The sequence below is a fragment of the Nosocomiicoccus sp. HMSC059G07 genome (assembly GCF_001815515.1).
GTDB lineage: Bacteria > Bacillota > Bacilli > Staphylococcales > Salinicoccaceae > Nosocomiicoccus > Nosocomiicoccus ampullae_A.
Genome location: NZ_KV820841.1, coordinates 1 through 20,923 on the forward strand (window position 1 = coordinate 1; position 20,923 = coordinate 20,923).

The 20,923-nt window shown below is 31.7% G+C and carries 20 protein-coding genes; all 20 read right to left on the reverse strand.

Going from position 1 to position 20,923, the window contains the following annotated elements; genetic code table 11:
* Window positions 1–81: 81 nt before the first annotated feature.
* Window positions 82–1,008, reverse strand: a complete 927-nt coding sequence (locus HMPREF3029_RS05635) for an LCP family glycopolymer transferase (RefSeq protein WP_070710154.1) — start codon at window positions 1,006–1,008, stop codon at window positions 82–84.
* A 63-nt stretch (window positions 1,009–1,071) separates the two neighbouring features.
* Entirely contained in the window at window positions 1,072–1,629 is a 558-nt protein-coding gene (locus tag HMPREF3029_RS05640; RefSeq protein WP_070710155.1) for a sugar transferase, read from the reverse strand.
* Window positions 1,630–1,635: 6 nt separating this feature from the next.
* Window positions 1,636–2,520, reverse strand: a complete 885-nt coding sequence (locus HMPREF3029_RS05645) for an NAD-dependent epimerase/dehydratase family protein (RefSeq protein WP_070710126.1) — start codon at window positions 2,518–2,520, stop codon at window positions 1,636–1,638.
* Between the two features lie 8 nt (window positions 2,521–2,528).
* Window positions 2,529–3,677: a glycosyltransferase family 4 protein gene (locus tag HMPREF3029_RS05650; protein ID WP_070710127.1), complete on the reverse strand. Its 1,149-nt coding sequence runs from the start codon at window positions 3,675–3,677 to the stop codon at window positions 2,529–2,531.
* Window positions 3,678–3,700: 23 nt separating this feature from the next.
* Entirely contained in the window at window positions 3,701–4,666 is a 966-nt protein-coding gene (locus tag HMPREF3029_RS05655) for an ATP-grasp fold amidoligase family protein (protein WP_070710128.1), read from the reverse strand.
* 2 nt (window positions 4,667–4,668) lie between these two features.
* Window positions 4,669–5,949, reverse strand: coding sequence for a nucleotide sugar dehydrogenase (locus HMPREF3029_RS05660; protein ID WP_070710129.1), 1,281 nt, complete (start codon window positions 5,947–5,949; stop codon window positions 4,669–4,671).
* 11 nt (window positions 5,950–5,960) lie between these two features.
* Window positions 5,961–6,971 (reverse strand): NAD-dependent epimerase, encoded by a 1,011-nt coding sequence (locus HMPREF3029_RS05665; protein WP_070710130.1) that lies wholly within the window; start codon window positions 6,969–6,971, stop codon window positions 5,961–5,963.
* Window positions 6,968–8,017, reverse strand: a complete 1,050-nt coding sequence (locus HMPREF3029_RS05670) for a glycosyltransferase (RefSeq protein WP_070710131.1) — start codon at window positions 8,015–8,017, stop codon at window positions 6,968–6,970. The genes HMPREF3029_RS05665 and HMPREF3029_RS05670 overlap by 4 nt, the downstream gene beginning before the upstream one ends.
* Entirely contained in the window at window positions 8,017–9,387 is a 1,371-nt protein-coding gene (locus tag HMPREF3029_RS05675) for a lipopolysaccharide biosynthesis protein (RefSeq protein WP_070710132.1), read from the reverse strand. The genes HMPREF3029_RS05670 and HMPREF3029_RS05675 overlap by 1 nt, the downstream gene beginning before the upstream one ends.
* A complete protein-coding gene (locus HMPREF3029_RS05680) occupies window positions 9,381–10,676 on the reverse strand; it encodes an O-antigen ligase family protein (protein ID WP_070710133.1) in 1,296 nt (431 codons plus the stop codon). The genes HMPREF3029_RS05675 and HMPREF3029_RS05680 overlap by 7 nt, the downstream gene beginning before the upstream one ends.
* Before the next feature lie 15 nt (window positions 10,677–10,691).
* Window positions 10,692–12,458, reverse strand: coding sequence for a polysaccharide biosynthesis protein (locus HMPREF3029_RS05685; protein ID WP_371327382.1), 1,767 nt, complete (start codon window positions 12,456–12,458; stop codon window positions 10,692–10,694).
* A 57-nt stretch (window positions 12,459–12,515) separates the two neighbouring features.
* Window positions 12,516–13,283 carry a tyrosine-protein phosphatase gene (locus HMPREF3029_RS05690; RefSeq protein WP_070710135.1) on the reverse strand — a complete coding sequence of 256 codons (768 nt, stop codon included), beginning with the start codon at window positions 13,281–13,283 and terminating at the stop codon, window positions 12,516–12,518.
* Window positions 13,283–13,972 carry a polysaccharide biosynthesis tyrosine autokinase gene (locus HMPREF3029_RS05695; RefSeq protein WP_070710136.1) on the reverse strand — a complete coding sequence of 230 codons (690 nt, stop codon included), beginning with the start codon at window positions 13,970–13,972 and terminating at the stop codon, window positions 13,283–13,285. Before HMPREF3029_RS05695 ends, HMPREF3029_RS05690 begins: the two co-directional genes overlap by 1 nt.
* 1 nt (window position 13,973) lies before the next feature.
* On the reverse strand, window positions 13,974–14,642 hold the full coding sequence (locus HMPREF3029_RS05700; RefSeq protein ID WP_070710137.1) for a Wzz/FepE/Etk N-terminal domain-containing protein: 669 nt from the start codon (window positions 14,640–14,642) through the stop codon (window positions 13,974–13,976).
* Between the two features lie 125 nt (window positions 14,643–14,767).
* Window positions 14,768–15,769, reverse strand: a complete 1,002-nt coding sequence (locus HMPREF3029_RS05705) for an aminomethyl transferase family protein (RefSeq protein ID WP_070710138.1) — start codon at window positions 15,767–15,769, stop codon at window positions 14,768–14,770.
* Window positions 15,756–16,583, reverse strand: a complete 828-nt coding sequence (locus HMPREF3029_RS05710; protein WP_070710139.1) for an NAD(P)H-hydrate dehydratase — start codon at window positions 16,581–16,583, stop codon at window positions 15,756–15,758. Before HMPREF3029_RS05710 ends, HMPREF3029_RS05705 begins: the two co-directional genes overlap by 14 nt.
* Before the next feature lies 1 nt (window position 16,584).
* On the reverse strand, window positions 16,585–17,778 hold the full coding sequence (locus HMPREF3029_RS05715; RefSeq protein ID WP_070710140.1) for an amidohydrolase: 1,194 nt from the start codon (window positions 17,776–17,778) through the stop codon (window positions 16,585–16,587).
* 19 nt (window positions 17,779–17,797) lie between these two features.
* Complete coding sequence (locus tag HMPREF3029_RS05720; RefSeq protein ID WP_070710141.1) at window positions 17,798–18,574, reverse strand: hypothetical protein; 777 nt, start codon at window positions 18,572–18,574, stop codon at window positions 17,798–17,800.
* Window position 18,575: 1 nt separating this feature from the next.
* Complete coding sequence (locus HMPREF3029_RS05725) at window positions 18,576–19,928, reverse strand: IS1096 element passenger TnpR family protein (protein WP_070710142.1); 1,353 nt, start codon at window positions 19,926–19,928, stop codon at window positions 18,576–18,578.
* A 138-nt stretch (window positions 19,929–20,066) separates the two neighbouring features.
* Window positions 20,067–20,923, reverse strand: an 857-nt coding sequence (locus tag HMPREF3029_RS05730; protein ID WP_144265424.1) for an alanine:cation symporter family protein, incomplete at its 5' end; no start/stop codon positions are given.

The window sequence follows — 20,923 nt, forward strand, 5'->3', positions numbered from 1 at the left end:
TTAAGTGGCTAGGTTGATTATAAAATCTTCCTTTCAAAATAAATTCTTCAAATTCTTTATTAAAATGTATTTCTATTATCTCTATTCTATCTCTAAATTCTCTTTGTATTTTCTTTCTGCTTCTTTTAGACTCTCTTCGTCAGGTAAGAAATACCATAATCCGTCTTCCATAGTTTCTCCAGTACCCTCTAATTGAATACGTTCAACATTACGACGTGCACCATTATACTTTGTACCAATATCTTGGATATCCGCCATTTTTAAGTCTGTTCTTACGTTATTCCCTAATGTGTCTAAAATTGAGTTAATTCTCGTAATTGATCCTGCAGATAATAACTTATCTCCTAAAGCTTCTACAACTAATTGTTGACGCTCTTGTCGACCAAAGTCCCCACCAGATCCGTCCTGATAACGACTTCTTGTAAATGCGAGTGCCTCTTCACCATACATATCATAAGGCAAGCCTTCGACATAAGAATTACCCTTGACCTCAAATGTTGAGTTACTTACTACTGTAACGCCACCAACAATATCTATTAAGTCCTTTAAACCATCCATATTAATACTCACATAGTGATCTATTGGTACATTCATTAGATTCTCAATTGAATCTTTTGCCATTTGTGGGCCACCGTAAGCATATGCGTGGTTGATTTTTTCTACTGAATCATTACCTACAATCTCTGTACGTGTATCACGTGGGATACTAATCATCACTGTTTTATCATTATTTGGGTTTACTGATAGAATCATAATTGAGTCCGAACGCTCACCTAAGCCTTCACGTGACTCATCAGAGTCCACACCAAATAATGCGATTGAGATTGGATCTTTCTTATCGATATTAACGTCTTCTCGTCTTAAATTAGAAGGTTGTCTTTCTTCAGAACCTTCGTTAATCGATGTGCCTAATTGATTTAGTTTATAAAACGTAAACACAGCAAAAGCAAGACCTGCGATAATAAATAAAAGAAAACAAGTCAGTAGTACCTTTAACCATACAGGCATTCTTTTTTTACGACGTCTTCGTTTTCTTACTTTTTGTCTCTCCTCCAAAATTAGACATCCTTTCTAATGTTTCACACCATCCGAAGTTACAGTATTTTTAATCGTTTTAAATATAATATACATATCAATTAAAAAAGTTCTATTTTCAACGTAATACTTATCAAATTGAACTTTTTCATAATCGGATATATCGTCTCTTCCCATTACCTGGGCAAGACCAGTTAAACCTGGTCTAACAGTATGTACATTTTCTTTAGTCCTTGCTTCAATTAATTCATATTGGTTATAGAGTGCTGGTCTTGGACCCACAACTGACATATCACCTTTAATAATGTTATATAATTGAGGTAACTCGTCAATTGAAGTTTTTCTGATAAATTTTCCAGTCTTCGTAATATATTTGCTAGCATCAATTTTATCAGTCGCTAAATGTGGTGTATCTATTCTCATCGATCTAAATTTATAAATATCGAATAACTCATTATTTAAACCCGGTCTTTTCTGAGTAAAAATAGCCGGACCTTCAGATTCTTTTTTTATAAAATAAGAAGTGACTAATAATACTGGAGAAAATACAATTAATACAACACTCGCGCTAGTAATATCAAATAGTCTTTTAATCAAATCTTATTCTCCCTTATACTCCAATATTTGTTGTTCTATTCCTGTTTCAAAAGAACGTGGATTGAACTCAAAGTCTTTAGTTGCCTCATAATGACTGAAGTCTTTATTTTCTTGCATTCTTAAAACTTGTTCATCCTGAATAGGAAACTTACTAGTTATTTTTTTACCGATTTTTGCTGTATAATAAGATAATTTTATAGGAATTCGAACAAAGCTAGTTTTTTTACCAAGTTTCCTAGAAACGATTTTAAGTAGATCCAAATATTCAATAGGTTTTTCCCCAGATAAATTATATTCTTTATTTTTGGTGACATCTTCATTATCCAAAACTTGCTTATATGCAATGGCTAAATCTTTACCATTTACAGGTTGCATAAGATTCTTTCCATTACCGAAAACTGGATAGACTGGTGATTTATCTAAAAACTTTATTAACTTAGACATATTTCTGTCTCTCATAGATCCATAAATCATTGTTGGTCTTAATATAGTTATATTTATTTTATTTTTTTGATTTAGCAACTCATCTTCAATAGCTATATATTCTTCTGATGCGACTTTAAATTTAGAATATCTACCTGTTGTATGTACAGCTATAATCCAATCGACCTTATTTTCAATAGCTGAATTAAATAAATCTTTACTCATTTGAATTCCAGCTATATGCAGTATTACATCGATGTTTTCTGTGATTTTTTTAATAAATTTCTTATCTGTTAAATCTCCGTAATGCTCAATAATATTCAATGATGAATTTTGAATGAAGGATCTAAGTGAATTATCTCTAACAACAACATGAATTTCTTCAAAATCGTGTTTTTCGTCTTCGAGATTTTTCAGAAATTCTTTACCCGAGAAACCTGTTGCTCCTGTTAATAACAATTTCATAAATACACCTACTTGTTAGTTACTAAATTAAATATTTCGAGTTGCTTTTCTACTACATCTTTCTCATTATAGAGTTTATGAGCACGCTCATAACCGTTTTCTTGCATCTTTGTTAATAATGCTCTGTCGCTATTTAATTTATCAATATATGAAGCGATTGCTTGACTATCATTTATTTCAAATAAGAAGCCCGTCTCGTTTTTAACCACTTCTTCTCTTGAGCCTCTAATGTTAGTCGCTAAAACAGCATTTTTCATTGACATCGCTTCAATTATTGAACGTGGCATACCTTCTCTGTATGATGGTAAACAAAACACATCACTTGCATATAGATATTCATTTACATTTTCTATTTGACCAGTAAAAATTACATTAGGATTATCTTCAAAATTTTTAAGTTTATTAAAAGTCTCAGTATCTCTTTCTCCAGGTGGTAGACTTCCTATAATAATGTATTTTATATTATTAGATTCTAAAAGTTCTATACTTTCTAAAAAGTCTAAAATTCCTTTTTCCTCTACTAGCCTACCTATAAATGTTACTACAATATCTTCTTCACTAATACTATGTAGATTTCTAATATCTTCTCTTACTTTTGGAGATAAACTTTCGTAATTAAACTTTTTATCAAGATCAATACCATTACTAATGTGTATATGATTACTTTTATTTTTTAAAAAATTATTGCTTTTTGCAATTTCATGATCTTCTATACTTTGAGTAAATATAAAATCTGTAAAATATCTGCCCATATATTTTTCAATATTAAAATAAAATTTATAATCTTTTTCATTCATATCATCATGAAAATAAAATCCATGAGCTGTGTATATTATTGTTGGTACTCTAGCTAATTTTGCAGCTATTCTACCTAAAACAGCAGCAACAGGAGTGTGCACATGAACAATATCAGGATTAATTGCTTTAAATAACGTATACAGCTTGTATATAGACTTTAAATTACTTAACGGACTAATCTTTCTATCAATTTTAATATCATGAAAAATTAAACCATCTTTTTTAATCTCATCTACATAATTTCCAGGTGAACATGCAGTATGAACCTCAAAACCTGATTCTTTACTCGCCTTGTTAAGCGGTGCAAGGAAATTATTCATAGTCATATCAATTGCGGAAACTTGAACAATTTTTTTCATATAATTAACTCCCAAATAAATGATTATATTAAATATCGACTGTCTATATCATCTAGCTTAATATTACTTCCCATTTCGATGCTTCGTTCTCTTGGTTTTATAACTAAATTTCCTCCGTTAGAGTAGAATGTCATTTCTCCAAAATAAACTTCATCTTCTGATACAATAAAATCTACTCTGCAATAAGGGAATTCTGCTGCAAGTTTCTCAGCTGCTTTCCACATTTTGTCCAAATCTTTACTAAATTGTATTTCTTTTGTTAGAGCAGGTCTTAACGATCCAATATCATCAAGTAAATTCAGGTTCTTATCATAATAGTTTATACTAGATTCACTTAATGATTGGATACCATTTGCATCAGTTAAGTTATCACATATTGTAAAAAATTCTACTTTACCATCTAACACAAAAAATTTATAATCATTAAACTTTTTCATATCTAAAAATGGTTCTACAACTAAAAGTGGCGAAATTCCATCATAATTCCATTCTCTAGAACGTTTATAATAATTAAAGTTTTGTGCTTTATCGAAATATTTCTTTGCTTTTTTAAGATTTGTATTATTTTTATCAATCATCATATTTAATCCTGAAGCATGGTTAGTCTTAATAAAAACTTTATCAGGAAGTTCTTTAAAATCAATATCATCAAAGCTTTTATATGCGCCATAAATATTCATAAGATAATTAGAAAAACCTTTTTCTTCAACATATTCACGTACACGATACTTATCTGAACACTTTTTCATTAACGGATTTCTATAATGAATTTTTAACCATAATACCTTTTCATGAAATTCCTTTGGGTTTTCTAAATTAGGTGTTATTCCTGTATTTTTAATAAAATTTTTCTTAATAAACTCTTTATCAGTAAGATTCTTATTAAGAAATATTTTAATATTCGACAAATAAACGTAGATATTTTTTGTGATACCCTTGTATAGTAGTTTCCTTAATATTCTTTTCAAATTAACTCTATTTATATTCATTTCTACAATCTCCACAGCTTCTGATTCTCTTTTAAATCTTGCTTTGAAATCATACCTTTGATATCAAAAATGATACCATCATCAGATACTAACTCTAGATAACTTGCTTTATTTTTAATATAGTCCTCATGTTGAACCGCAATAATTAAAGCATTTGAAACTTCTAACTCATTTTTTGCTTTTAAATCTATATTATAAAGTTGTTTAGCTTCTTTAGAATCCGCTTCAACATCATTCACTACTACATTTAGTCCATAGTTTTCTAACTCATTTATTAAGTCTACAGCTTTTGTATTTCTTAAATCTGGACAGTTTTCTTTAAATGTTAACCCTAAGAAATTCACAGTTTTCCCTTGAACTTCATGACCATTTTTAAGTAATTTTTGAACAATATCTGATGCGATTAGCTTTGGCATATTATCATTAATTCTACGTCCAGAAAGAATGACTTCAGGATGATGACCCAGTTCTTGTGCTTTATATGTTAAATAATATGGATCAACACCAATGCAGTGCCCCCCAACTAACCCTGGTCTGAAATCTAAGAAATTCCATTTTGTACGTGCCGCTTTTAGTACCTCATTAGTATCAATTCCAGCTTTACTACAAATAATTGCAATTTCATTCATTAATGCAATATTTACGTCACGCTGAGTATTTTCAATCACTTTAGCTGCTTCAGCAACTTTAATACTTGATGCTCTATGAACACCAGCAGTTACTACTGATTCATAAACTTCAGCAATAATGTCTAAAACTTCATCATTTTGTCCAGAAACAACTTTGATAATAGACTCAAACGTATTTACCTTATCTCCTGGGTTGATACGTTCTGGAGAATAGCCAACAAAGAAATCTTCTCCTGCTTTAAGCCCTGAGTATTTCTCAAGAACAGGTATACAATCTTCCTCAGTAGCACCAGGGTACACCGTCGATTCAAAAACAACAATTGTATCTTTCGGAGCGTTCACTAACGCTTTCCCAACAGATTGACTTGCACCAAGAAGTGGTGCTAAATTCGGCTGCTTATGCTCATTAATTGGTGTTGGAACCGCGACGATAATAAAGTCTGCTTGACTTAAGTCATCTAAATTTGATGTATATAAAATATCTGCTTTTTCTAAATCTTCAGGTTCAACTTCATCAGTACGATCGTAACCTTTTTTTAATTCTTCAATTCTATTTTCATTAATATCAAAACCAATTACATGTTGCTTCTTACCAAAAGTCACAGCCATAGGTAATCCTACATAACCGAGACCAACTACTCCTATTTTTCTCATATTAACACCTCTTATAGTTTTATGTCATAGTAATCAATATACCAATCCACAAAATTATTGACTCCATCTTGAATGTTTGTCTCTGGCTTGAAATCAATATCTCTAAATAAGTCTTCAACATTGGCGTAAGTTTCAGGAACGTCCCCTGGCTGTAAATCCATATAGTTCTTCTTAGCTTCAATATCAAGCTTGTTTTCAATTGCTTCAATAAATTCCATTAAGCGAACAGGACTATTATTACCAATATTATATACTTTATATGGTGCATAAGATGAACCAGGGTCTGGATTATTACCATCCCATTCATTATTTGGTCGTGCGGGTCTTTCAACTAATCTACTAATAGCTTCAACAATATCATCAACATAAGTAAAGTCACGCATCATATTACCATGATTATAAACATCGATTTCTTTACCTTCGATAATAGATTTTGTGAATTTAAATAATGCCATATCCGGACGTCCCCATGGTCCATACACTGTAAAAAACCTAAGTCCTGTTGTTGGGATATTATATAAATGACTGTATGTATGCGCCATTAATTCATTAGATTTTTTTGTTGCTGCATATAAACTTAACGGATGATCTACATTATCACTTGTTGAGAAAGGTTTAGAAGTATTTGCACCATAAACAGAACTAGATGATGCATAAATTAAATGATTCACATCAAAATGACGGCAACATTCTAAAACATTCATGAAGCCAACAATATTCGAATCAATATACGCTCTTGGATTTTCTAAGCTATAACGTACACCCGCTTGAGCAGCTAAGTTGATAACAATATCCGGTTGTTCTTTTCTAAAAACTTCTGTTAATTCATCATAGTCTTCTAGATTAAGTTTATAAAAAGTATGATAATTTTCGTCAATAGTCTTTAATCTGTCCTCTTTTAATTGTGGATCATAATAATCATTGATATTATCTACCCCAACAATAGAATGACCTTTTTCAATTAACTTTTTTGCTAAATGTGAACCAATAAATCCTGCAGTGCCTGTGATTAAAACTTTCATTTCAATACCTCTTCATAATATTTTTTATATTGCTCAACTATTTTTCTCATTGAATAATTATTTTGAATTATACAATAAGCTTCTTTAGATTTCTGTTTTAGAATCCTAGGATTGTGATATGCTTTCTCTAAAACTTTTATTAAGTCTTTGTAATTCATACTTATCCTAAATCCAGACTCTCTAATTATATCCCAACTTTCTCCAGCGTTTGTTGAAATAACTGGTACTCCAATAGACATTGCTTCACCTATAACATTAGGGTAACCTTCAGTCTTAGATGTAAGTACTAGAACATCAATAACTTTATAAATATTAAATGGATCCTTTACTTCACCATGCCATTGAATTTTACTTTTTACATCATCAGATATAATTGATGAGAAACTTTCATAATTCATATTACTGCCAGCAATATGAAGTTCAACATTTTTATCAATTGCAAATTCATTAAAAGCCCTAAATAACATTTGTTGGTTTTTAACAGGATGATTTCGTCCTACATAACCTATTTTAAGAGAACCATTTGAACTATTACTTTGATACATATAATTTTTTAAGTGAAAACCGTTATTTATCACTACAGGTTTTTTTAAAAATAATCCCTTATTTTCAAATTCATTTTTAGAAGCATTTGATACAAATACTGTTCCATCTACATATCCTAAATAACTACTTTCAATAACACTTTTACTCCTCGTATATTTCTTTCTTACACCATGTCTAATATTTATCAGATATTTAGGCTTCTTTATCACATATTTAAGAATTGGAGAAATATAATTTAACTTTAGCCAAGTTTGGACAATATCAGGTTTCTCTTTTTTTATTATTGAAATAATTTTTGATATCATTTTAAATTTACCTAATATATTATTTTTTAAATTTAATTCAATAATATTAATATTTTCATTAATTTCATAATGAATGTTACTTTTTAGAACAGATATAATTACATGTTCATTTTCATTATCTAAATTAACGAGATTACTTAACATTCTCTCAGCACCTCCACTCTCGAGTGAAGTTATTACATGGACTATTTTCACTAAAATTTCTCCTTCATTAAAACAGTTTCTTTAAATTTGAAATAACTTATACCAATATATATTGTTAAAATAAAAATTTTTATTGAAGCAGTTATATAAACATTTGTAAGATTAATATTCCAAACTATCAAAACAACAACAATTGTAATTAGTAAAAAATAAGATAGTTTTTTGGGATAAAAATTTAAATGCTTTTCTTTATTTAATTTTTTTAAAATCATAATATTAGAAATAGAAAATGCGATTAAACTACTTATAGCTGCTGCTAAAACACCTATTAAGTTTAAGAGTAAACTATTGATAATTATATTTACTAATACTGCCACTATTGACGGTATTAGTATAATATTTGTTTTTTGTAATAATTGAACTGCTTGACCATAAATATATGAATTTACTCCATGAATGAAAGTAGCTAAAATAACAAAAACTATAATTAATTCGGTTGTTTTATAATTAAATGAATTTAAAATAGTAACAAATTCAGGAGTTAGTACTAGTAAAGCAGCTACTAAGGGAATTGAAATCACGTATACAATTTCTATATATCTATTAAACGTTTTAGTATAATCACCTTTTTGTTTCAAAACCCTTGGTAATGAGGCCATAGCCATAGCGCCCATCACCATATATAAACTATTATGAAATAAATCATAAACTAAAGAGTAATAGCCGGTTCTTTTAACATCAAGAAAAAACGTAATTAAATACTTATCTATATTTTGTAATAACATACCAAGTGCAAAAGAAATAGTTAGAGGTAAACCATATACTAGGAAAGCTTTCATTAATTTGAAATCTTTTTCTAATTTAATTTTCTCTTTAAAATTAAAGAAGTAATATAAATTAGATGTTAATAATCCTATAGAATATGAAAGTAAAGATTGATCAAATGACAATTTATTATATATATAGATGAATAAAATTAAAGTTATAACAAAGAATATATTTTTTATTAAATTTCCAAATAAAACTAATTTAGGCTTTAGTATCGTTCGATAATAATTATTTAAAATCTCATTAACAATAAGATTACTCAACATAAATAAGAGCAAAAATATCTGTGTGATACCTAAGTTTAAACTTAAACCTACTATAGTTAAAATACCAACAATAATTATTAAAACTAAAAGTTGAAAAGTAAAAGTTTTACCTAAAAAATTTGGAATCTGTCGATTATAAAACCTTATTAATCCTGATCTTATCCACTGTGAGCTTATAACGTTTATTAATCCAATACTTACTATCGCTACACTATATAAACCATAGTCATTAGGACTCATAAATTTAATGAAAATAAATAAAGCAACAAAACTTAAAATTGCAGGAAATATTCTTGAAAGCAAATAAATAAAACTATCTCTTAACATTTACATACACCTTTTACATCTAATAGAATCAAGGCAAAAAAAGTGAGAGCAAAAGTGTGATAATATGATATGAAAAATTGCCCAAACATAGCCGATATAATAATTATGATTATTGGGATTAGTAGCAAAATTTTAGTTTCTAACGAACTGGTTAAAAAATTTTTACATTCATATATATAGTTAAACATGAACATTGTTACTATTATTAAGCCAACAATACCCCATATTGTTAAAATTTCTAAAACTATATTATGAGATGATTGATTAATGAAAGAATTATAATTTTGAACCTTTAATAAATAATCCTGCATTCCAGTTCCAAATAGTAAAACTTTGTAATCTGTAGTAATAATATTTATATATTGGCTATAAATGTCTAGTCTTCCTCCACTAATATCGTCAGCTTCAATCACTCTTCTTGAGATTGCTTTCGTAAAATTTGTTGCATATTTTATCATTACAAGAAGAGAGCTAATCAACAAGATAAAAATCATTATAATTTTTAGTGCTTTTTTCTTTATCATTTGATAAATGGCAATTAATACCAGGGTTGTTATCATTAGTAAAAAAAATGATCTTGACAGTGTTAGTGAACCTATAAAAATAACATAAGAAATTAATATAATATTTTTTATACTATATTTTAAGTATCCAAGATTAATTAAAACTAGATAAGTACCTACAATAAAAGCACTATTCTTACCAATAGTATTCGGATTCATCAACAAAGCAGATTCATCTTTGTTTTTAGGCAAATAGCCAAATCTACGTATTTCATTAAAGAAATTCGCAACATTATATGATGTTATGTATGTACCAATAGTAATGAGGCTAAATGAAACAAAGCCTAGTAGTAAAAAGTTGAAAGTAACTTTTATATTTACAGTGTTTCTTAGCTGTTTTAAAAACATAAAGGGTATGAGGCAAACTAAAAAACCAAATAATTTAATTATACTTTCTTGAAATCCCATTAAACTATTGATGAACACATGTACACTCTCATTTAGTGTCAATAAAAGAATCAATAACGAATTTATTCCTATAATAATATTGTTGCGATGATACCATAATAAGAAAATCACAAATAAAATATTGGTAAGGTATAATAAAAATTCCGATGAAATCATAACTAAGTATAAATATACTCCTAGAATATTTCTTTTAGTTGAGAAGAAAAAAGAAGATACATATAATATACCAATAATAAATAAAGGTATCGGTATAAAAATTTGGTTAATAAATTGGAGTAAAAATATCAAAATTAAATTATAGTAGACTAAATTTTTCATTAACTAACACCAACGTTATTTTTTATTTGCGACACTCAATAAATAATCTTTATCAAAATTATATGATATTACCTTTAGTATAGGTGACAGGTCTTTTTTACTACACTTAACCACTTTCCCTCTATATATACCCTCATACACTTGTTCTGGATGTATCTCATCTTCATTTAACAACTCTTCAAACAGTTTTTCACCAGGTCTAATACCAGTAAATTCTATCCCTATCTCTTCTTGACTAAACCCACTTAAGCGAATCATTTTTCTAGCGAGATCTACTATTTTTACTGGCTCACCCATATCTAGAACGAATACTTCTCCACCTTCTGCAAGTGCACCTGCTTGTAGTACAAGTCGTGATGCTTCTGGTATTGTCATGAAGTATCTCGTCATTTCTGGATGGGTTACTGTAACTGGACCACCCGCTTCTATCTGCTTTTTAAATAGTGGGATGACTGATCCTCTTGAACCAAGAACGTTACCGAATCTGACTGCTACAAAGTCTGTAGTACCATCTTCGTCGTTTAAACTTTGGATGACCATTTCTGCCACACGTTTTGTCGCACCCATAACGTTTGGTGGGTTGACTGCTTTATCTGTTGAAACCATGACAAATTTTCTTACTCCTGCCTTTTTAGCAGCTTCTGCCGTGTTTTTTGTTCCAAAGATGTTATTTTGCACCGCTTCTTCTGGATTATATTCCATTAATGGTACGTGTTTATGTGCTGCTGCATGATAGACGACAAATGGCTTATATTTTTCCATGATTTCTTCCATTCGTTCTTTGTCTTTGACGTCTGCAATAATTGGTACGATATCTATCGTATCGCCATATTGTCCTGTAAGCTCTTGATGTATTAAGTAAATACTGTTTTCACCGTGTCCTAAAAGGATAATCCTTTCTGGTCCAAACTTACTAATTTGTCTACAAATTTCAGAACCTATCGAACCTCCAGCACCAGTAATCAATGCAACCTTACCTGTTAACTGTTTTGAAATCATTGCCATATCAAGCTCTACTGGCTCTCTTCCAAGTAAGTCATCGACTTCTACTTTTTTTAGTTGACTGACTTCAATACGCCCAGCCATGACTTCTTCAATGTTCGGCATTTTTAGGACTTCAACACCCATACCTTCACATTTTTTTGCGATTTCATTGTAACGATTATTTTTTAATGACGGTATTGCAATAATCACTTTTTTTATTTTAAATTTCTCTATGAGAGAAGGAATATCTTCGACCGTGCCTTGTACTTTTACACCTGTTGTTAATGACATACCTTGCTTATTTAAGTCATCGTCCACAACTGTTACTGGTTCCATGCCCATATAAGGAGTTGTAAGCATTTGGCGAATGAGTAATGATCCCCCTCTTCCAGCACCGACAATAAGTGTGGGTATTTTTACAGTATCTTTGTCTGATAAAAACTGTCTTCTAATAATTCTCCAAGATAGTCTTGAACCACCGATTAATAATAGATGCATCATCCATGTTATAAAATATAATCTTAAAAATGGTGTTGTTGCTGTTAATATTGAGACTAATACAATTGTAGATATCATTGATGCAGACACAGCTTTTACGATCAGTATGAGTTCATTCACACTCGCATACTCCCACGCTCGGTGATATAAATTAAAAATATAAGCGAACACGTGGTGACTCACTAGTAATATTATTGCTGGTAATAATATTTTTCTTAATGTATATCCTTCAAAAAATGGTTCGAGAATGTAGTAACTTAAATAAATTGAAAAAGTTACAATTAATGAATCTATAAGCATAAGTATAAAAACTCTAAGTTTAATAGAAGACAGGCACATATAAATCTCCTTTGTATATTAAAAAATACCTAAAAACTTTTTACGTTGTGTAGGTTGTTCTGGTTGATTAATATATATTTTTTTATTTTTTAATAACAGTTCTGCATTTTTGATCATTTGTTTCATTTCATCATGATAGGGTTTCAACTTTTTATTGGTAAATAAACTTTCCATTATAAATGGACGTGTTTCAACATTATGTGCATCTGAAGCTATAAAATGTACTAAATTATGTTCAATCATTTGTAGGCTTACTTGTTGTAATTTTTTACCTAAACCACCATTTAATGAAACTGTCGTCAGTTGAGCGAGCGCACCATTATTCACAAGTTCATATAGTAACTTTAAATCATTCGCAATCGCTTTGTTTCTTTCTGGATGTGCAATAATCGGTGTGTATCCTCTTTTTTGTAACTCAAATATAATCTGCTTTGTTGAAGATGGTACATTACTTGATGGTAATTCAATCAAAATATATTTAGTATTTGCAAGACCAATTGCTTGACTCGATTCTAGCTCCTCAAAAAGTTCATCTTTAATTCTAATTTCTTGTCCTGGATGTAATTTAATACCGAGTTCTTGAATTTCTTTCTGATTTTTCAAATATTCGAGACCGTTTTCTACATTATCTTTTTTGTTGTTCCAATTTGGATGTAAATGGTGAGGTGTAACAATAATATCCGTCACACCTTCCCTTTTCGCTTGCTTTAAAAGCTCAATCGCATCTTGTAACTCTTTTGGTCCATCATCAACACCAACTAAAACATGAGAATGAATATCTATCATTATTCTTCACCATAATAATAGTAATAACTACTTGTTGATTTATCTAAAATTGCTTTATTTAAAATAACTCCAAGTATCTTCGCACCTGATTTCTCTATTAGATCTTTAGCACGAATCACCTCATTACGATTGTTTTCACTCACATCAATAACAAGTACAGCATTTTTCGTTAATTTAGCAAATAACTGAGCATCTGTAACAGTAAGTATAGGTGGTGTATCAATAATAATCATATCGTACTGATATTTTAGTTCTTCAAAGATTTTTTCAAAACGTTCCGAAGCAATTAACTCTGATGGGTTTGGTGGAATTGGTCCTGCTGCAAGCAAGTCTAAATTATTTACACGAGTGGGTATAATATAACTTTCGATTGGCTCACCTTCGACAATCGCTGTTGAAAGTCCACGGAAGTTCTGTTCTTGAAATAGATAATGTTGAGTTGGTTTTCTCATATCTCCATCTATAATTAAAGTTTTCATTCCAGACTGTGCGTATGTAATTGCCGTATTAGAAGTAATAGACGATTTACCGGCATCTGGACGTTCTGCTGTTATTACTAAACTATCCACTTTTCCTTCAGCAGTAGAAAACGTAATATTAGTACGTACCCCTCTAAACTTCTCACTCAATACTGATTTCGGATTTTCATATGTTTCTAATGGATTTAGTTTGTGTTTTTTCTTAGCCATATTACTTTTTCACCTTTTCTATACTACCAAGTACTGGTAAATCTAAATAATCTGCGACATGTTCTTCGCTTTTAATACGCTTATCAAGTACTTCTTTTAAGAAAATAATTAGTGTCGCTATTATGAGCCCTACAAACATTCCAACAGCAACGTTAACAAGTGTTCTTGGTTCAACTTGCTCACCTTTTCCCTCAGCCACAGAAAGAATTGACACGTTATCGACATTCATAATGTTTTCTATATCTTCACTAAAGACTTCCGCTACTGTGTTCGCTATTACATTTGATAACTCACTATGTTCACTAGTTACACTGATGTTTAAAACTTGTGAATCTGACTGATTCGTTATTTTTAGCATCTCTTGAATTTCAGTTATAGAATATCGATTATCTAACCGTTTAGATACTTCATCTAAAATACGTGGGCTTTTTATAATTTCTGAATATGTATTGATGAGTTGTAAGTTCGATTGCACTTGCTGAGAAAGCATAGTATCTTGAGTCTCTTTTTGATTGACTAGAAGTTGAGTCGTTGATTCATATTTAGGTATAATTAGGTACATTGAAATTATTAGTGCAAGTATCCCAAATAATAATGGTAAAGCGATGATTGAAAATAAATTCTTTTTAATAACTTTTAGTAGGTCTTCTAGATCTATTGTCTGTTCCATTTTTTCCTCCGAATTTTGTAAGTATCAAAAACAATTATATAATTATATATATCTTATATCAATGTGTAAATTTTAATTTAATACACTTATAACTTGTCTAATGCTTTTTGACATCTAGCATTTTTCTATTTCACTCTTTCATCATCTAAATCATAAAATTTACGCTTAACGATTTTTCCTTTATTGTTCCCTACTTCTACAACACTGTTCTCTTTTACTTTTGATGTATCAACGAGTGCAAATCCAATATATTGTTCTACTGTGTAACCGTAGACAACACGAATGACTTTTCCAACTTTCTCTCCATTAAACGTAATTGGTGTGTCACTTTCAATATACTCATCAACAAGTAATCCTTTTACTTCATTTGGTGAGCGGGTTTCTTTTTTATGGTCATTTAGAATTTTTTCTTTACCGATAAAATCTTTACTCCAGTCGACGGTCCAACCTAGACCCGCTTCATGGGGTGTTAAACCTTTAATATCTTCTAAAAGAATATATCCTTTTTCCATTGGAATACTATCGTGATATATATTTGTTGTGACTTCCGTTAGATTGTATTTTTCTCCAGCTGTTTTAAGGCGATCGATAAACTCGTCCTTAAATTCAGGTCGTACATATACTTCGTAACCGAGTTCTCCAGTAAATCCTGCACGCATGATTTCAACTGTTTCATCTGAAACTTTATACTCTCGGACGTGAAATCTTTTTAAATCATCGATAGTTTCATTTATCAGCTCATTCACTAAATCACGTGATTTTGGTCCTTGTATTGTGATCATACGATTTTGATGTTTCACATTTTTAATCGTTACTTTAAAATCATTTTTATGAGATTCTAACCAATCAACCATTTTTTCTCCGCGAAGCGTTGAAACGTGGAATGTATCTACATTTTTACGAATAATGATGACGTCGTCTATTATTCCGCCACTCTCATCAAGCATTGTTGTATAGACGTTATCATCTACGTTTAAGTCGTAAACGTCGTTTACAAAAATATAATCTAGAAATTTTGCAGCATCTTCGCCGCTCACCTCTATTAAATCGTGCGTATATTCGTGAAAACCGACATTATTTCTTATTGCTTCATGCTCTAAACGGCGTCTTTCATCATTTTTTAACATGTAACATCGACTCTCCTAAATAATTCACAATATCCATTGCAGTCATTGCTTCAACTGCTTTGAATTTACTTACGTATTCTGCAGTATACCCGTGCATAAAAACTGCACTATTTATGGCATCTTCTAATCTTTCATAGCGATTTGAAAATCCTAAAATCATACCCGCTAATACGTCACCTGATCCACCTTTAGAAAGACCGGTATTTCCTCTATTTAAAACTGTTGTACTCGTTGGTGATGAAACTACTGTTTCACTTCCCTTTAATACAACATACACATTATTTTCTTCAGCGAAACTTTTAGCGACTTCTTTTTGGTTATTAACAACTTCTTGAATATTCACATCTAAAATACGTGCCATTTCACCAAAATGCGGTGTGATAATTGTTGGTGATGTTCTTTCTCTTATATATTTAAGTAGTGGCTTCACATGTGTCAGACCATCAGCATCAATAACTAATATGCCTTTAAATTTTTGAATCAGAGTTTTTAAATAATCTTCTTCAAAATCTCCAAGTCCTGGTCCAATCAAAATGCTGTCGAGACCTTCATAAAAGTCTTCTAAATTATCTTCACGATTATAAAGCATCGCTTCAGGTACATGCATTCCGAGAACAGTAAAGTTTTCTTTCGGTATATTCGCTGTCGTAAGACCCGCGCCACTTCTAACAGCAGCTTTCGTACAAAGTACCGATGCACCCGGCATATGAATACTACCAGCAATTATTCCTACTTTACCAAAAGTTCCTTTGTAAGAATTTTTGTCTCTTTTTGGCCATAATTCTACGACATCATTTAGTTCAAATTTATTCATATTATACCTCTAACCGGTTCACCGTAATTTCACCGATAGATTTTGCACATATGAGTAATGCTTGTTCATTGATTTCAAATTTCGGATGATGGTTTTGATATGCAACTTCTACACCATCTGGTTTTGCACCGACGTTAATATATGTGCCAGGTGCTTTTTGTAAATAATACGCAAAGTCTTCAGACCCTGTAAGTGGTTCTGTCACTTGTACGTCTGTTAAATAATCTCCAATGCTATTTTTCAGTAACTCTCTAACGTGTTCAGATTCTTTTGGATGGTTATATAACACTGGGAAGTGGAAGTCATAGTTTAAGTCACACTCAACATCAAATGCGACCTCTAATCCTTTCACCATATTTTTAAATCTTTCATAGATAAATTCTTTATTTTCTTCTTGTAAATAACGCACTGTTCCGCGGAGTGTTACTTTGTCTTGTACGACGTTATAACCACCAGTAGCGTCCTCGAAAGAAGTAATTGAGATAACCGTCATATCTAACGGGTTCATATTTCTAGATACGATCGTTTGAATGTTCGTAATGAAATAACTCGCCGCAACGAGTGCGTCTCTCGTTTTATGTGGAAGCCCACCGTGACCGCCGCTTCCTTGGATGACTAAATCAAAGTTTGAGCACCCTGCCATCGCATTTCCTGTCGCAAATTGAACAACACCTGTGTCGAACATTGGGAAAACGTGCGCGCCGTAAACTTCGTCTAAATCGTCTAAAAGACCAGATTCTACAATAGACTTCGCACCACCTGGCGGAACCTCTTCAGCGTGCTGATGAATAACTTTAATCGTACCGTCCCATTCATCTCTTAACTCATAAAGAGATTCTGCAAGGATCAACATATACGCAGTATGCGCATCGTGACCACACGCGTGCATGACACCTTCATTTTTAGATTTAAACGGCAAGTCCGTTTCTTCAGTCACTGGTAGTGCGTCGAAATCTGCACGAAGTCCAATCGTCTTTCCTTTATTTTTACCGTTAATTTCAGCGATAATTCCGTAACCATTTCCTACATGTGTCGTCACTTTTACGTCTTTATCTTTATAGAAATCCGCTATAAATTGCGCTGTTTTTTCTTCTTTAAAAGATAGTTCCGGATACTGGTGTAAATGACGACGGATGTCGATCATCTTATTTTCTTTTTCTTCAAGTTTTTTAAATAATTTCTCTTTAAGACTCATAATATGCCCTCCGTTTTTTCTAATTTGCATTTTTTAAAATATCATAAATCGACGCGTTAATAATCGCGATTCCTGGTTGATATGGCATCACGAGTCCAGAAATCATCACTTCTTCCCACGGATACTCTTCCATCGTAAATAGAATTTCACCCGCTTCGATTTTTTGTAAAAATGCGTGACGTTCTTTTTCTTCCATCGTTTCTAATATTAATTTTAAGACATCTCTATTTGTTAAGTGTTTACTGATCATATTAATTAATTGTGATCGTGTTGTTGTTTCTTCGAATTCTATATTCAAATAACTCGCGATCATATATAGCTGCTCTTCTCGAGTGAGCATGTTGTAATATTCGATAATTGGATATTCAAATAAGTTCACCGCTGTCGTATACTCCGCATGATTTAAATCGACATTGTTTAGGTGGATATCTTCTCTTACTGTTGGTAGTTCGATTTGTCTACCAAAACTTCGTAATATACCATCTATAACTTCTTCATGAATGACACCTTCACCTTCACCAATAAACAATAGATGATGGTTAAAAGTAAGATATGGGTATTTGTCTAAATCAAACGGCACAACTTGTACGTTTGACTCATGGTGAAAGTTTGAAAATCGTGTAATCAACTCAATTTCGTCTGGCGTGAGTGATTCTGATAGTATCGATAAGTATTGATAACTCATTGCCTCTTCGATTTTTTCATCGATTAATTTATATAAATTCGTCCCTTGTTCACCTATCTTTTTAAGATGAACATCTGTTAAATACATGTTGTAAAACGTTGCGAGATCCATGTTAGTCTTTCCTCTTTTCGTAATACGGTCGTTCTTGGTGGATGATTTTTGCGATATGTGCGTTTATTGCTGTAATCGGATAACGCTCTCGATAATTCCTTGTACGTGCGCGTTCATACACGACGTTATAGTCGATATGGTCTGGACGTGAAAGTATTTCTAGCATCGATTTTACTTTATCGATATCTCCAACGTTATCTATCGGAGTCTCACCTGAATGAGAAATCACGCGCGGTGCGTAATGTTCTGTCGTCACGGTTTTAATGAGTGATACATTCACTTTATATAGTTCTTCACTTTTATAATGGAACGTAAACATTGGATGTGCTTTTAACATAGCATCAACTTGTATAAACGATGCATCTATACCGTCACCATTTTCGTAAAACTTTTGCCCGTTAAACGAAATGTAACTCCCATTATTATTCCAAATAAAGCTCTCTTTTATAATTTCAATCAATTCTCGACCGCTTAAACGCGTCGGAATAATGACATTTCTCGTAATCGATGGTATTTCATCGATGACAAACAATAACTCATAACCGTTAAAATATTTACTTACGTCAATTGACGTTATATTACTAATATCAACGTCTTTTAGAGTATTTAAGACGCCTTCATGCATGACTAAATAATCGCGGTGGACTTGTACCAAAATCCCAAGTGACTTTGCTTCTTGCCACATCGTTTTATTGTCATACACATGAATGTTCTTCTCTGCATTTTCTTTTAACTGTAGCACTGTTTCGTTTGGTAAGAGACTGAGTGCGTGCGATATATATTCTTTCGTCGTTAAATAATTCACGACTGTTTCAATAAAGCTATCTTTATACGATCCATAATGTGTGATATTTAATTTTCGAATTATGTCTCGTAAATGTCGACTCGTTAAATTATCATACAACCATAAAATATTACCTGTGTAAATCGGTGTTAATTTATAAATATCACTCGGCGTCTCAATATCGCTATCATCTAACATCATCTTTACATCACTAATTAAATCTTCACTGAGCAATGTGTCATAAATTTTCTTTATGATATCAAAATGAGTAACAGAGCCTTCAGATGTATCGATGATATACTGAAACTCTTTTAACGGAAGAAGTTCTTCACTCTCTTCAACATAAATGATGTCTTGACCTTCATTCTCCATTTTTAAACGTTCTACCAGCTTAACTTCAGCCATAGATAGCGAGTGAACGAGTGTCTGAATCTCTTCACCATTATTTAGTTTCTGTAATTTAAATTCGACAAAATCATCGACCGTAGAAAACTCCGTATTGTACCAAATGAGTGCACGGTACAGCATATCATCTTTATAATATGTTTTAAAAAACGCACGTAGATCCATATCATCACCACCATTATCATTACATTCATTTTATCATTGTTTCACTTAAAAGATAAAAGAACCGACTACACTTAGATGAATATAAAAAGAGCTTGAAACAACATTCTGTTGTGTTCAAGCTTTTCATTTTAAATACGATTATTTTTTATTTGTTTTCCATTCGTTAAACGATTCAATTTCACCTGTTTTATTTAGACGCTCAGGGTAATCATGTTGCCAGAATACTGCGTTTGGTATTTCTTCTTTAGAAGGTGAATATAACGCGTAGTTTCCAGACCCTTTTTCTTTCATCTGTGACTCGTAGTCTTTTAGTGCCCGTACGGCTGGTTTAAACAGTATCCATATTGCGACTAAGTTTAGCCAAGCCATCATACCAACACCTAAGTCCCCGAAGTCCCACGCGAGTGCTGCCGTACGAATTGTACCGAACACTGTCGCGAAGATGAGTAATGCACGTACAAAGTTGATCGCAACTTTTGTAGCATTATCACTCAAGTTCCGAGTTAGGTAGGAGATGTTTGTCTCTCCCATATATGAGTAAGCTAAAATCGTTGTGAATGCAAAGAAGAATAATGCGACCGCAACGAATTTAGAGCCTAATCCTGCAAATGTTGGATCAAAGACATATGATGCGCCTTCAAATGCTTTGTCTACCCCTGCTTGAACGTACATCGCTGTTCCTGAGTAATCCTTTGTACCATCTGCTGATTGAACGTAAACTTCACCATCAAATAGTAAGCTAGGACGTCCGTCTGCTAACGTTTGACCGTCTGTTGTGTTATACGTTCCTGAGAGTAAAATGATTAACGCTGTTGCTGTACATACGAATAACGTATCGATATATACTGAGAATGATTGTACTAACCCTTGCTTTGCAGGGTGAGAAACTTCCGCAGCTGCTGCAGCGTGTGGCCCTGTTCCTTGTCCTGCTTCGTTAGAATAAAGTCCACGCTTTACCCCGATTTCAATCATCGCACCTAAAATACCACCGAATG